Origin of the sequence: Pseudomonas ficuserectae, assembly GCF_024584585.1 — a bacterium.
Lineage (GTDB): Bacteria > Pseudomonadota > Gammaproteobacteria > Pseudomonadales > Pseudomonadaceae > Aquipseudomonas > Aquipseudomonas amygdali.
Genome location: NZ_CP085684.1, coordinates 1,574,114 through 1,586,912 on the forward strand (window position 1 = coordinate 1,574,114; position 12,799 = coordinate 1,586,912).

Sequence of the window (12,799 nt, forward strand, 5' to 3'; positions counted from 1 at the left end):
TCGAGGGTGCAGCATTATCGGACAGATCGGGAGGTTTGCGAATGCGCAAAGGCCCGGTATCCGCCTGATGGCTGGATACCGGGCCTTGTCCGGATTTACTTGATGCGCTGGCCGGGTTTTGCACCACTGTCCGGGCTGAGCAGATAGATCTCCTCGCCGCCAGGGCCTGCCGCCATCACCATGCCTTCGGAAATGCCGAAACGCATTTTCCTTGGCTTGAGGTTGGCGATCATCATGGTCAGACGGCCTTCGAGCTCGGACGGGTTCGGATAGGCGCTTTTGATGCCGGAAAAGACATTACGTTGCTCGTCGCCGATGTCCAGAGTCAGGCGCAGCAACTTGTCGGCACCCTCCACATGTTCGGCCTTGAGAATCAGGGCAACGCGCAGGTCTACAGCGGCAAAAGCGTCAAAGTCGATTTCCGCCGACAGCGGGTCTTTGGCGAGTTCGCCATTACCGGCAGGCGCACGGCTCGCGGTAGCGTCGGTAGCGGTCAGGTCTTCCTTGGAAGCAGCAGCCATGGCTTCTACCTTGAGTGGATCTATGCGGGTCATCAGTGCCGAGAACGGGTTGAGCTGATGATTGCCCAGCAAGGTCTTGTGGTCTTCCCAGGTCAATGGTTCGACGTTGAGAAACTTCTCTGCGTCGGCGGCCAGATTCGGCAATACCGGTTTGAGGAAAATGACCAGTTGGCGGAACAGATTGATACCCAGCGAGCAAACTGCCTGGACTTCATCCTGTTTGCCTTCCTGTTTGGCCAGCGCCCACGGGGCTTTTTCCGCGATATAGGCGTTGGCGCGATCCGCTAGAGCCATGGTTTCACGCATGGCGCGGGCGAAGTCGCGGGCTTCGTAGGCGTCGGCAATGCTCGGCGCGGCCGCCAGGAATGCATCGGTCAATTCGGGCGCTGCATTGGCCTCGCCCATCACACCGGCGTTGCCTTTGTGAATAAACCCGGCACAACGGCTGGCGATGTTCACGACCTTGCCGATCAGGTCAGAGTTGACCTTTTGCACGAAGTCTTCGAGGTTCAAATCCAGGTCGTCGACGCCACGACCCAGTTTCGACGCGTAGTAATAGCGCAGGTACTCGGGTGGCAGATGGTCGAGGTAGGTGCGTGCCTTGATAAAGGTGCCACGTGACTTCGACATTTTCTGTCCGTTTACGGTCAGGTAGCCGTGAACGTTGATGCCGGTCGGTGTGCGCAACCCTGCACCTTCCAGCATGGCTGGCCAGAACAGGGCGTGGAAATTGACGATGTCCTTGCCGATGAAGTGATAGAGCTCGGTGGTCGCACCCTTGCCCCAGTACGCGTCGAAGTCCAGGTCCGGACGACGTGCACACAGGTTCTTGAAGCTGGCCATGTAGCCGATCGGCGCATCCAGCCATACGTAAAAGTATTTGCCTGGCTCATCGGGGATTTCAAAGCCGAAATACGGCGCATCGCGGGAGATGTCCCACTGTTGCAGGCCGCTGTCCAGCCATTCGGCGATCTTGTTGGCGACGGCGTCCTGCAGGGTTCCGCTGCGCGTCCAGCTTTTCAGCATCGCGTCGAATGCAGGCAGGTCGAAGAAGAAGTGCTTCGAGTCCTTGAGTACCGGTGTGGTCCCGGAAATTGCCGACTTGGGGTTTTTCAGGTCGGTCGGGGCATAGGTTGCGCCGCACTTTTCACAGTTGTCGCCGTACTGATCTTCAGCCGCACATTTCGGGCAGGTGCCTTTGATGAAGCGGTCGGCCAGGAACATTTTCTTTTCCGGGTCGAAATACTGGGTCACCGAACGGGTTGCTATATGACCTGCGTCGCGCAGACGCGTGTAGATCATGCTCGACAGCTCGCGGTTTTCGTCCGAGTGCGTCGAGTGGAAATTATCGAAATCCACCAGGAAGTCGGCGAAGTCGGCGCTGTGTTCGGCCTTGACGTTGTCGATGAGCTGTTCTGGCGTAATGCCTTCTTTTTCAGCGCGCAGCATGATTGCCGAACCGTGAGCGTCGTCCGCGCAGACATAAATGCATTGGTTGCCGCGGTGCTTCTGAAAGCGCACCCACATGTCGGTCTGGATGTACTCGAGCATGTGGCCAAGATGGATGGAGCCATTGGCATAGGGCAGGGCGCTGGTAACGAGAATCTTGCGTGGCTCGGACATGGGGCTCGGCTACTTGAAGTGAAACGGAGACCGGCCACTATAAAGGTCTGAGCGATTTTTTTCACCCCGCTCGGTTATGGGAATACTCCTGAGTGGTTGGGCAGGGTTCAGTGAAATCATGTCGGCTACGGACAGAACAGGTACGATAGTCGGCTGTTTCACTCAGTCTTTTACGGAGTAAGCCCATGAGCGCAGTCAATCGCGCAGCGGTGGAGACGATTCTTCGCCAGTACACCGACCCTTATCTGAATCAGGACCCGGTCAGTGCCGGTTGCGTGCGGTCCATCGATATCCAGGGTGCACAGGTCAGCGTGCAACTCGAACTGGGCTATGCCGCCGACCTGTTCAGGAACGGCTGGGCGCAAGTGCTGAAAACCGCCATCGAGAACCTGGACGGCGTCAGCTCGGCCACGGTTGCCATTAAAAGCGTGATCAGCGCGCACAAGGCACAGAGCCAGATCCCCGGTCTGGCCAATGTGAAAAACATCGTGGCCGTTGCGTCGGGCAAGGGCGGTGTCGGTAAGTCCACCACGGCGGCCAATCTGGCATTGACACTGTCTCGCGAGGGCGCACGGGTCGGTATTCTCGATGCTGATATCTATGGGCCGAGTCAGGGTGTGATGTTCGGTATTGCCGAAGGCACGCGGCCGAAGATCAAGGACCAGAAGTGGTTCGTGCCGGTCCAGGCTCATGGCATTGACGTGATGTCGATGGCGTTTCTGACCGATGACAACACGCCTATGGTCTGGCGCGGGCCTATGGTGTCAGGGGCGTTGCTGCAACTGGTCACGCAGACTGCCTGGAATGATCTCGACTATCTGGTTATCGACATGCCGCCCGGCACGGGCGATATCCAGTTGACGCTGGCGCAGAAGGTCCCGGTTGCCGGTGCCGTGATTGTCACCACGCCTCAGGATCTGGCCTTGCTGGATGCGAAGAAGGGTGTCGAGATGTTCCGCAAGGTCAACATCCCGGTGCTGGGCGTTGTGGAAAACATGGCGGTACACATCTGCTCCAATTGCGGCCATGCGGAGCATCTGTTTGGTGAGGGCGGCGGTGAGAAGCTGGCGTCGCAGTACAATGTCGAGTTGCTGGCATCACTGCCGTTGTCGATGCTGATTCGCGAGCAGGCAGATGGCGGCAAGCCTACCGCTATTGCCGAGCCGGAAAGTCAGATTGCGATGGTGTATCAAGAGCTGGCACGTCATGTCGGTGCACGGATCGTGTTGCAGGAAGCTGCAAGTCCAGCCATGCCGACCATTTCGGTAAGCGACGACTGATTGGATAGCGATGATCGGGCGGGGGAGGTGCTTTGCTTCTCTCGTCCCGGTCAGCTGTACAGCAGGTGCTCAGTCGGCGAGAGGTCAAAAGACGGGCAATAAAAAACCCCGCTTTTAAGGGCGGGGTTTTTAAGCGAATCAGTACAAAGTTAGATAACTTGAACTTCTTCAGCTTGCATGCCTTTCTGACCGCGGGTAGCGATGAAAGAAACCTGTTGGCCTTCTTTCAGGCTTTTGAAGCCGTCGGATTGGATAGCTTTGAAGTGCACGAACAGGTCGTCACCGGATTGTGGAGTGATGAAGCCGAAGCCTTTTTCATCGCTGAACCACTTAACGGTACCAGTTTGGCGATTGGACATAGTATATCTCCTTGGACAAAGTTAACTGCGGCGTAGGAAGAGCCCTGGCCGAGACTGAGTGCAAAGAGCTGGAAAATTCATGGAGATGGTTGGATCGAAATTCAACATCGTGTAGAGATTCTCAGTGACACAAGCAACACAGTGACGCCACCTTAACCCTTTTTTCCGAACGTGCCAATGGTCTGCTGATGATTATTTCCATTCGCAGCGAAAGAGCCCGGCTCGTCACACAAACTCGCTATCTGTTGCCTTTGAACCGTCGGCCCCGGCCCGGTAAGATGCCGGATATATTTTTTACCTCGCTATTCAGGACACCGCCATGAGCATCAAATCGGACAAGTGGATTCGCCGCATGGCGCAGGAACACGGGATGATCGAGCCCTTTGTCGAGCGCCAGGTACGTGGCGAAGGAGCTGACAGGGTGATCTCCTTCGGCGTGTCCAGCTACGGCTACGACGTGCGTTGCGCAGACGAATTCAAGGTGTTTACCAACATCAATTCGGCCACTGTCGATCCGAAAAACTTTGATGAAAAAAGCTTCGTCGATATCAAGAGCGACGTATGCATCATCCCCCCCAACTCGTTCGCGCTGGCACGCACCGTCGAATATTTCCGCATTCCGCGTAACGTTCTGACCATCTGCCTGGGCAAAAGCACCTATGCGCGCTGCGGCATTATCGTCAACGTCACGCCGCTTGAGCCAGAGTGGGAAGGCCATGTGACGCTGGAGTTCTCCAACACCACGACATTGCCGGCCAAGATCTACGCCAACGAAGGCGTGGCACAGATGCTGTTCCTCGAGTCCGATGAGGAATGTGAAGTGTCCTACAAGGATCGAGGCGGCAAATATCAGGGCCAGCGTGGCGTCACCCTGCCACGTACCTGATTTGCCGGTCAGGTGATTAGTGGAATTGAATTAATACTCTATTTCGCACTCTATCTGCTCACATGCTTTCGCATAATCGATATGCGCGACGGCCTTTGATCTGGAGTGCCCTATGAAGACTACTTTCAAAATCTCTGAACAGGTTCAATCTCCGCTTAACGAGATCGGGTTGCTTGCCTGGTCATTGATGGCTCATTCGGATCTGCTTCCCGAGCTTAATGTGGTCGGTGGTGGCATTCCGGGTGATCCAGGGCCAGATACTCCCTATCCGGAGCCCACTGAGCCAGGTGGACCTACCGTTCCTGACGAGCCGCCACCTGCGCCGGTTGCCTGATTACCAGTTCCCTGCTTCTCCTTGTGAGGGGCAGGGCCTCGTATGCGGCGGCTAGCGACGCTATACCACTCGCCACACGGCATCACCGCCTGTCACATAAACTGAGCAGTCCTGCGCCGGACGAATCTGAAACCCGCCCGTAAATTCACCGAACGCTGGCAGCAGGCTGACGCGTTGGCCCAGGTAGAAGCACGCCAGTCGCAAGCTCTGCCTGCCACGCCCGTGCAGCCGGTAAACCGGGTGAACGTGCCCGGCCAGTACGTGCAATTGCGGGTGTGGGTCAGGCTCGTGTTGCAAGGCAAAGGGCCCCAGCGTCAGGGGTTCGGGAACTACATCTATGCCCAGATAGGCGGGCGGGTCGCCCGCCCGTTTGTCATGGTTACCGCGGATCAGAGTGATGCGCAACGCCGGGTGTTCGCCCCGCCATTGTTCCAGTGCCGCGAGCGTGCCCGCTGCGTGTGATTCCGGCGCGTGCAGAAAGTCGCCCAGAAAGATCAGATGATCGCAGGCATACGCATCGAGCAGGCTGTCCAGTCGTCGCAGATTGGCTTGAGTGGTGCCGTGTGGCACTGGTTGACCCAGCTTGCGGTAGGCCGCTGCCTTGCCAAAGTGCGCATCGGCAATCAGCAAGGATCGTTCTGCGGGGTAGTAGATGGCCTTGTCGGCCAGCAGCCACAGCTCTTCTCCCGCCAGTGTTATCGCGACGTACGGTTTCATTGCTCATGCTCCGGACCTGCGGCTTTCTCCAGATCACGGACCATGCGCGCAATGCGGTCAGCGAGTTTTTCCGAACTGAGACTTTCGCGAAAGCGCTCGACCAGCAGTGGAAACGCCAGCGGGGTTGCGCGTTTTATCGCATGCAGGTCCAGCCTGCGACTGTTGATCTGGCGTAATGTCAGCTCCAGACGCTGCAGATCCAGCTCCTGGCGTAGCACTTCCTGTTCGGCCTGGGTCAGCAGCATGTTGTCAGCGTCGTATTGCTTGAATACCTCGAAGAACAGTCCGCTGGATGCCTGAAGCTGTCGATTGCTCTTGGCCGCGCCAGGGTAGCCGGAAAACACCAGCCCCGAAATGCGAGCGATTTCGCGAAAGCGCCGCAGTGCCAGTTCGCCCGCATTCAGGCTGGCAATAATGTCGGTCAAAAGATCCGTCTCGCTGAACAGGTCAGCCCGCAACGCTTGGGCCCAGTCGATCTCGCTGGCACTGAGCAACTCCAGCCCGTAGTCGTTGACGGCAATGGAAAAGGTCAGCGGCCGATGCCGGCTCAGGCGCCAGGCCAGCAGGCTGCCCAGCCCCAAATGCACGTGTCGGCCGGCGAACGGGTAGAGGAACAGGTGCCAGCCTTCGCGGGATTTGAGTGTTTCGGCCAGCAGCGTGTCACGTTGCGGTAGCCCGGACCATTGTTGCTGCACCTCCAGCAAGGGTTTGATGGCTTGCATTTCAGGGCTGGTGAATTCACCCCGCGCCGCCGCATCGAACTTCTCCACCACGGCGTCTGCCAGTTCGCTGGACAGGGGCATTCGCCCACCGTTCCAGCGTGGCACGGCGGCTTTCTTGCCAGTAGCCCGCTTGACGTAGGCGGTCATGTTTTCCACTCGGACCAGCTCCAGCAAGCGCCCGCCGAACAGAAAGCCGTCACCAGGCTTGAGCCGGGCGATGAAACCTTCTTCAACACTGCCCAACGAGCCGCCACCGCCGCCTTTTTTCCAGTACTTCAGGTTAACGGTAGCTTCGCTGACGATGGTGCCGACGCTCATGCGGTGTCGCCTGGCAAGACGCGCATCGGGTACACGCCAGACACCCTGTTCATCCGGTTCGGCGCGGCGGTAATCGGGGTAGGCCGTCAGTGAGTGACCGCCGTTGCGCACAAAGGCCAGCGCCCATTGCCATTGCTCGTCGCTGAGGTCTCGATAGGCCCAGGCGCTACGCACTTCGGTCAGCAGTTCATCGGGCAGGAAGCCACCGCCCAGTGCGATACTGACCAGATGCTGGACCAGAACGTCCAGCGGCTGCTGCGGCGATTCGCGTGGCTCGATCAGCCGCGCGGCGACGGCGTCGTGGGCGGCGGCTGCTTCGACCAGTTCCAGGCTGTGGGTCGGCACCAGCGTGACACGCGAAGGGCGGCCCGGCGCATGGCCTGAGCGTCCGGCACGTTGCATCAGGCGTGCGACGCCTTTTGGCGAGCCGATTTGCAGCACGCGCTCGACCGGCAGAAAGTCCACGCCCAGGTCCAGACTGGAGGTGCACACCACAGCCTTGAGTGCGCCTTCTTTTAACGCGCGCTCGACCCAGTCTCGGACCTCTCGCGCCAGCGACCCGTGATGCAGGGCAATCAACCCGGCCCAGTCGGGGCGAGCTTCCAGTAGCGCCTGATACCAGATTTCCGATTGTGCCCGTGTGTTGGTGAACACCAGGCAACTGGCGCTGCTGTCCACCTCGGTGACGACCTGCTGCAACATGCGCAAGCCCATATGCCCGGCCCACGGGAAGCGTTCGATGGAAGGCGGCAACAGCGTATCGACCTGTAAGTCCTTGACGATCTTGCCTTGCACGGTCACGCCGCCGTCGCCGATCAGCACCTGCTGCGCATGTTGCTGATTACCCAGCGTCGCGGAAATGCCCCATACGATCAGTTGCGGATTCCAGCGCCTCAGGCGCGCCAGGGCCAGTTGCAACTGCACGCCGCGCTTGTTGCCGATCAGCTCGTGCCATTCGTCCACCACCACCATCTTCAGTGTCGACAAGGCGACCTGAGCGTCGGCACGGGTCAGCAGCAGTGTCAGGCTCTCTGGGGTGGTGATCAGCGCTGAGGGCAGCCGCCGGCTCTGGCGGGCGCGTTCGCTGCCACTGGTATCGCCGGTGCGCAAGCCCACCGACCACGGGATATCCAATTCGGCCAATGGTGCTTCAAGGGCTCTGGCGGTATCGGCGGCCAAGGCGCGCATGGGCGTGATCCACAGGACACTCAGCGGTTCAGCGGGCGGTTTGCGTTTACGAGGTTTGTTGTCAGCGGTGAGCGTATTGGCTTTGGCGAAGCGGTTGAGCGCGGCGAACCATACGGCGTAGGTCTTGCCCGAGCCAGTACTGGCATGCAGCAGGCCGGACTCACCCTTCTTCACCGCCGCCCAGACCTCCTTCTGAAAAGCGAACGGCTTCCAGCCCCGGGCGAGAAACCATCGTCGAGCGAAATCGGTGGGTCTGCTCATCCGTTTGCGTGTGCTCTGAGTGGCGTTAAGTCAGAGACAGCGAAGAAAGGGTAATAGTTTTAAATGGTTATATGGCTGGAGCATGCGGAATCTCAACGATCGTGCGGCGCTGCGCGTCGCATGCGTTTCCGGACGCTCTGCGTCCTCATGGCGACGCAGAGCGTCGAGACCTGCATTCCCACGCTGGAGCGTGCGGAACGATGATCTCAATATCGTGCGCCGCTGCGCGTCGCATGCGTTTCCGGACGCTCCGCGTCCTCTTGGCGACGCAGAGCCTCTAGCACTGCATCCCCACGCTGGCGTGGGGACTATAGTCGTGGATATTTCAGTTCCGGTTACCAGGCGTTTCCGGCTTCATACACAAAAAGCGCTACTTCAGATTTCCACTCAAAAACTGCTGCAAGCGCTCGCTTTTCGGATTGTTAAGCACCTCGTCCGGGTGGCCGGATTCTTCGATCTGGCCTTGGTGCAGGAACACCACCTGGCTCGCAACCTTGCGCGCAAAGCCCATCTCGTGTGTCACCAGAATCATGGTTCGGCCTTCCTCGGCCAGGCCCTGAATGACCTTCAGCACTTCACCGACCAGTTCCGGGTCCAGTGCCGAGGTAGGTTCGTCGAACAGCATGATTTCCGGCTCCATTGCCAGCGCACGGGCAATGGCCACGCGCTGTTGCTGGCCGCCGGACAGGAACGCCGGGTACTGATCGGCGACGCGCTCCGGCAGCCCGACCTTCTCCAGGTACTTGCGCGCGCGCGCCTCGGCTTCGGCCTTGGGCACGCCCAGTACGCGGCGCGGCGCCATGGTGATGTTTTCCAGCACGGTCATGTGCGCCCACAGGTTGAAATGCTGAAACACCATCGCCAGCCGCGTGCGGATGCGCTGCAGTTCATCCGCGTCGGCAACGCGCATGCCGTCCTTGTCGCTGACCATGCGCACTTGCTTGCCATCCAGGCTCATTGCCCCGTCATTGGGCTGTTCGAGAAAGTTGATGCAGCGCAGAAAGGTGCTCTTGCCGGAGCCACTGGCGCCGATCAGGCAGATCACGTCACCGCTGCTGGCCTTGAGCGATACGCCTTTGAGCACTTTGTTGTCGCCATAGCTTTTGTGCAGGCCATCGATGGTCAGTTTGTACATGACAGGTCCTCAAGGAGAAAGTAGATAGCCGCTGCGATAGGCCTGGGTGCCAGCGATGTGCGCAATGACCATGCCGGCAGTCGCCATGCGGCGCAGCGAGCGGGCGTACAGCAGGCCCGCGTTCAAGGCATGGATGCAGACCACGGTGTCGCTGATCGGGTCGATGACCTCGGCAATCAGTTGGCCAGCCTCGACGTGTTCGCCGGGCATCGCGCAGAACACCAGCAGGCCGCCGACTGGCGTGGTCACCGGTTCGACCGCTGCCAATGGCGTCGCGGGGTAGAGCAGTTCGGGCAGCGGCTGGCGTTCGCCGTCGATGATGCCAGCGTCGATCAGGTAATGAATGATGGCCTGACAGTCACGGCTGGCGAGGGCATGGTTTACATCGCCTTGCCCGCGCAACTCCAGTGTCACCGAGAAGCTGCCCATGGGGATCGGAAAGCGCTCACCGAAGCGTTGCTGCAATTGCCACCAGACCAGCGTGAAGCATTCGTCGAACGACTGGCCACCCGAGTCGGTCGCCAGCAGGCTGGCTTGCGCGCCCAGGTAGCGCGACAGCGGCTCGACTTTCGGCCAGGCTTCGGGCGTGGTGTACAGATGCTCGACCGATTCGAAATCACAGTGCAGGTCCAGCACCATGTCGGCATCGCAAGCCAGGCGCTGCAGGGTCAGGCGCAGCGATTGCAATTGGGTGTTTGCGGGTACGGCATCCAGCGCCGCTCTCAGGCTGCCCCGCACCAGTGCGACGTTGTGCTCTGCATCAGCAGTCAGCCGGGCTTCGATATCATCGCCGACCTGCGCGCCAAGGTCGCTGAACCAGCGATTGAAGTTCTGGCCGCTTTCCAGCTCGTAGCGGCCCAAAGGTGTGTCCATCAGGACCTGTTCCAGACCAATCGGGTTGGCGACCGGCACCACGACGACTTCACCCAGCAGGCGACCAGCACTTTCCAGTTCTGCCAGACGCTGCTTCAGGTACCAGGCAACCAGCATGCCCGGCAGTTCGTCCGCATGCAGCGAAGCCTGGATATAAACCTTGCCGGAACCGTTTTGCGGGCCGTAGTGAAAGCTGTGGACCTGCCGGGCAGTGCCTGGCACTGGCGACAGTAAGTCATGGGTGTGATGGTGCATGTTCAGTCCTGATTAATGGGCCGGGCCGAGAAAGGCCAGCCAGCGGCGTTCGGCAAGGCGGAACAGCCCGACCAGAATGAACGTCACGGTCAGGTACATGACGGCGGCGATACCGAAGGACTGGAAGGTCATGAAGGTCGCAGAGTTGGCATCCCGCGCCACTTTCAATATGTCCGGCACCATGGCGGTAAAGGCCACCGTGGTCGAGTGCAGCATCAGGATCACTTCATTGCTGTAGTACGGCAGCGACCGGCGCAGCACCGATGGCATGATCACGTAGGCGTAAAGCTTCCAGCCGTTCAGGCCATAGGCTTTGGCCGCTTCGACTTCACCATGGGCCATGCTGCGGATCGCTCCGGCAAAGATCTCCGTGGTGTAGGCGCAGGTGTTCAGGGTGAAGGCCAGGAGTGTGCAGTTCATCGCATCGCGAAAAAACGCATCCAGCATCGGCTGTTCACGCACCGCAGCAATGCTGTAAATGCCGGTGTAGCAAATCAGCAACTGTATATAGAGGGGCGTGCCGCGAAACAGGTAGGTGTAGAACTGCACTGGCCAGCGTACCCAGCGGTTTTTCGACACCCGTGCAATCGACAGCGGGATCGACACGCAGAAGCCGATGGCGATAGAGGCGCTGAGCAGCCACATGGTCATGGCCAGCCCAGTGATATTTACGCCGTCTGTATAAAGGAAGGGTTTCCAGTATTCCTGTAACAATTCGATCATCGCTGTGCCTCCCGACTGCCTGCGGCATAGTGCCGTTCAGCCCAACGCAGGGCGAAGTTCGAGGCGCTGGTGATCAGCAGGTAGATCAATGCCGCCAACACCAGAAAGTAGAACAACTGATAGGTACTTTTGCCGGCGTCCTGCGAGGCCTTGACCAGATCAGCCAGGCCGATGATCGATACCAGCGCCGTAGCCTTGAGCAGTACCTGCCAGTTATTGCCGATCCCCGGCAGTGCGTAACGCATCATTTGCGGGAACACAACGTAGCGAAAGCGCTGGCCGCGCTTCAAGCCGTAGGCGGTTGCCGCTTCCACTTGACCGCGAGGCACGGACAGAATCGCGCCGCGAAACGTCTCGGTGAAATATGCCCCATAAATGAAGCCCAAAGTGATGACACCCGCGCCAAACGGGTTGATCTCGATGTATTCCCATTCCATCGCGTCGGTGAGCATGGTCAGCCATGTTTGCAGGCTGTAGAAAATCAACAGCATCAACACCAGATCCGGGATACCGCGGATCAGTGTTGTATAAATTTGTGCCGGCACGCGCAGCAGCGCCGAGCTCGACAGTTTGGCACTTGCCCCGATCAGCCCGAGCAGGATGCTCAGTGCGAGGGACAGCACAGCCAGTTTGATGGTCATCCAGGTGCCTTCCAGCAACAGCGGGCCAAAGCCCTTCAGGCTGAACGCCGAGAGTCCCAGGTTTTGCATGAGTGCATCGAGCATGGATAGGCCTTGCTTTCAAAAACAGAGACGCCCATCGATTGGGCGGCGAATCATCGCCGAAATCGATGGGCGTCGGGGTGTTATTTGCCGCTGTACAGGTTCAGGTCGCCAAAGTGCTTTTTCTGGATTTCGGCGTAGGTGCCGTCGTCGTGCATCGCTTTGATGCCTTTATCCAGCAGCGCTTTCAGCTCCTTGTTGCCCTTGGCGATGCCGATGGCGGTTTTGGCTGGCAGCAATTCGCTGTCGATAGGCTTGCTGACTTCGTAATCAGCACCGGCTGGCGATTTCAGGAAACCCAGTCCGGCTTGCAGCATGTCCTGGATCGAAGCGTCCAGACGACCGGAAGTCAGGTCGGCGTAAACCTGATCCTGGTTGGCGTAGGCCTTGGTGGATACACCGGCCTTGTCCAGTACGGCCTTGGCGTAGGCTTCCTGGATAGTGCCTTGCTCATAGCCAACGGTCTTGCCTTTCAGGCTGGCCGGGTCGGCGGTAAAGCCTGCACCTTTTTTGTACACCAGCGAAGTAGGGCCGGAGAACAGTTCGTTGGAGAAGTCGATGACTTTTTCGCGAGCAGGGGTCACGGTCATCGAGGAAATCACGCCGTCGAACTTGCGTGCCTTGAGGCCGGGAATCATGCCGTCGAAATCGCTTTCAACCCATTTGCAGGTGACCTTCAGCTCTTTGCAGATCGCGTTGCCCAGATCGATATCGAAGCCGACCAGGGTGCCGTCGGCGGCTTTGGATTCAAACGGCGCATAGGACGGATCAACGCCGAAGCGCAGTTCCTTGTATTCCTTGGCCATCGTATTACCGGCGGCGAGGCACAGAGCCAGTGCAGAAAGAGTCAGCCATGCTTTTTTCATTGTTCAGTCCTTAAAA

General features: G+C 58.9%; 12 protein-coding genes. 3 read left to right on the forward strand and 9 right to left on the reverse strand.

Translation table 11 applies throughout. From position 1 onward, the window contains the following. Positions 1–95 precede the first annotated feature (95 nt). Positions 96–2,144: a methionine--tRNA ligase gene (gene metG, locus LJU29_RS07065; protein WP_257111909.1), complete on the reverse strand. Its 2,049-nt coding sequence runs from the start codon at positions 2,142–2,144 to the stop codon at positions 96–98. Between the two features lie 185 nt (positions 2,145–2,329). On the opposite strand from metG, the gene apbC reads away from it, so the two are divergent. Next, positions 2,330–3,424 carry an iron-sulfur cluster carrier protein ApbC gene (apbC, locus tag LJU29_RS07070; RefSeq protein WP_257111910.1) on the forward strand — a complete coding sequence of 365 codons (1,095 nt, stop codon included), beginning with the start codon at positions 2,330–2,332 and terminating at the stop codon, positions 3,422–3,424. Positions 3,425–3,573: 149 nt separating this feature from the next. On the opposite strand, the gene LJU29_RS07075 is transcribed toward apbC, so the two are convergent. Next, the gene (locus LJU29_RS07075; RefSeq protein WP_257111911.1) at positions 3,574–3,783 is read right to left on the reverse strand and encodes a cold-shock protein; all 210 of its coding nucleotides are present in this window, start codon (positions 3,781–3,783) and stop codon (positions 3,574–3,576) included. Positions 3,784–4,102: 319 nt separating this feature from the next. On the opposite strand from LJU29_RS07075, the gene dcd reads away from it, so the two are divergent. Beyond that, on the forward strand, positions 4,103–4,669 hold the full coding sequence (dcd, locus tag LJU29_RS07080) for a dCTP deaminase (RefSeq protein ID WP_002554836.1): 567 nt from the start codon (positions 4,103–4,105) through the stop codon (positions 4,667–4,669). Between the two features lie 112 nt (positions 4,670–4,781). Further along, positions 4,782–5,003, forward strand: a complete 222-nt coding sequence (locus tag LJU29_RS07085) for a hypothetical protein (protein ID WP_002554835.1) — start codon at positions 4,782–4,784, stop codon at positions 5,001–5,003. Positions 5,004–5,063: 60 nt separating this feature from the next. On the opposite strand, the gene pdeM is transcribed toward LJU29_RS07085, so the two are convergent. From pdeM to LJU29_RS07120, 7 genes are all read right to left on the reverse strand, one after another. Then, the gene (gene pdeM / locus LJU29_RS07090) at positions 5,064–5,720 is read right to left on the reverse strand and encodes a ligase-associated DNA damage response endonuclease PdeM (RefSeq protein ID WP_005743206.1); all 657 of its coding nucleotides are present in this window, start codon (positions 5,718–5,720) and stop codon (positions 5,064–5,066) included. Continuing rightward, complete coding sequence (locus tag LJU29_RS07095; RefSeq protein WP_257111912.1) at positions 5,717–8,209, reverse strand: ligase-associated DNA damage response DEXH box helicase; 2,493 nt, start codon at positions 8,207–8,209, stop codon at positions 5,717–5,719. Before LJU29_RS07095 ends, pdeM begins: the two co-directional genes overlap by 4 nt. Before the next feature lie 370 nt (positions 8,210–8,579). Next, positions 8,580–9,344: an ABC transporter ATP-binding protein gene (locus LJU29_RS07100; protein WP_002554833.1), complete on the reverse strand. Its 765-nt coding sequence runs from the start codon at positions 9,342–9,344 to the stop codon at positions 8,580–8,582. A 9-nt stretch (positions 9,345–9,353) separates the two neighbouring features. Beyond that, the gene (locus LJU29_RS07105; RefSeq protein ID WP_005755508.1) at positions 9,354–10,472 is read right to left on the reverse strand and encodes a succinylglutamate desuccinylase/aspartoacylase family protein; all 1,119 of its coding nucleotides are present in this window, start codon (positions 10,470–10,472) and stop codon (positions 9,354–9,356) included. A 12-nt stretch (positions 10,473–10,484) separates the two neighbouring features. Beyond that, positions 10,485–11,195: an ABC transporter permease gene (locus tag LJU29_RS07110; RefSeq protein WP_257111914.1), complete on the reverse strand. Its 711-nt coding sequence runs from the start codon at positions 11,193–11,195 to the stop codon at positions 10,485–10,487. Continuing rightward, positions 11,192–11,920 (reverse strand): ABC transporter permease, encoded by a 729-nt coding sequence (locus LJU29_RS07115; protein ID WP_002554830.1) that lies wholly within the window; start codon positions 11,918–11,920, stop codon positions 11,192–11,194. Before LJU29_RS07115 ends, LJU29_RS07110 begins: the two co-directional genes overlap by 4 nt. 80 nt (positions 11,921–12,000) lie before the next feature. Then, entirely contained in the window at positions 12,001–12,783 is a 783-nt protein-coding gene (locus LJU29_RS07120) for a transporter substrate-binding domain-containing protein (protein WP_257111916.1), read from the reverse strand. Between the last annotated feature and the right edge of the window lie 16 nt (positions 12,784–12,799).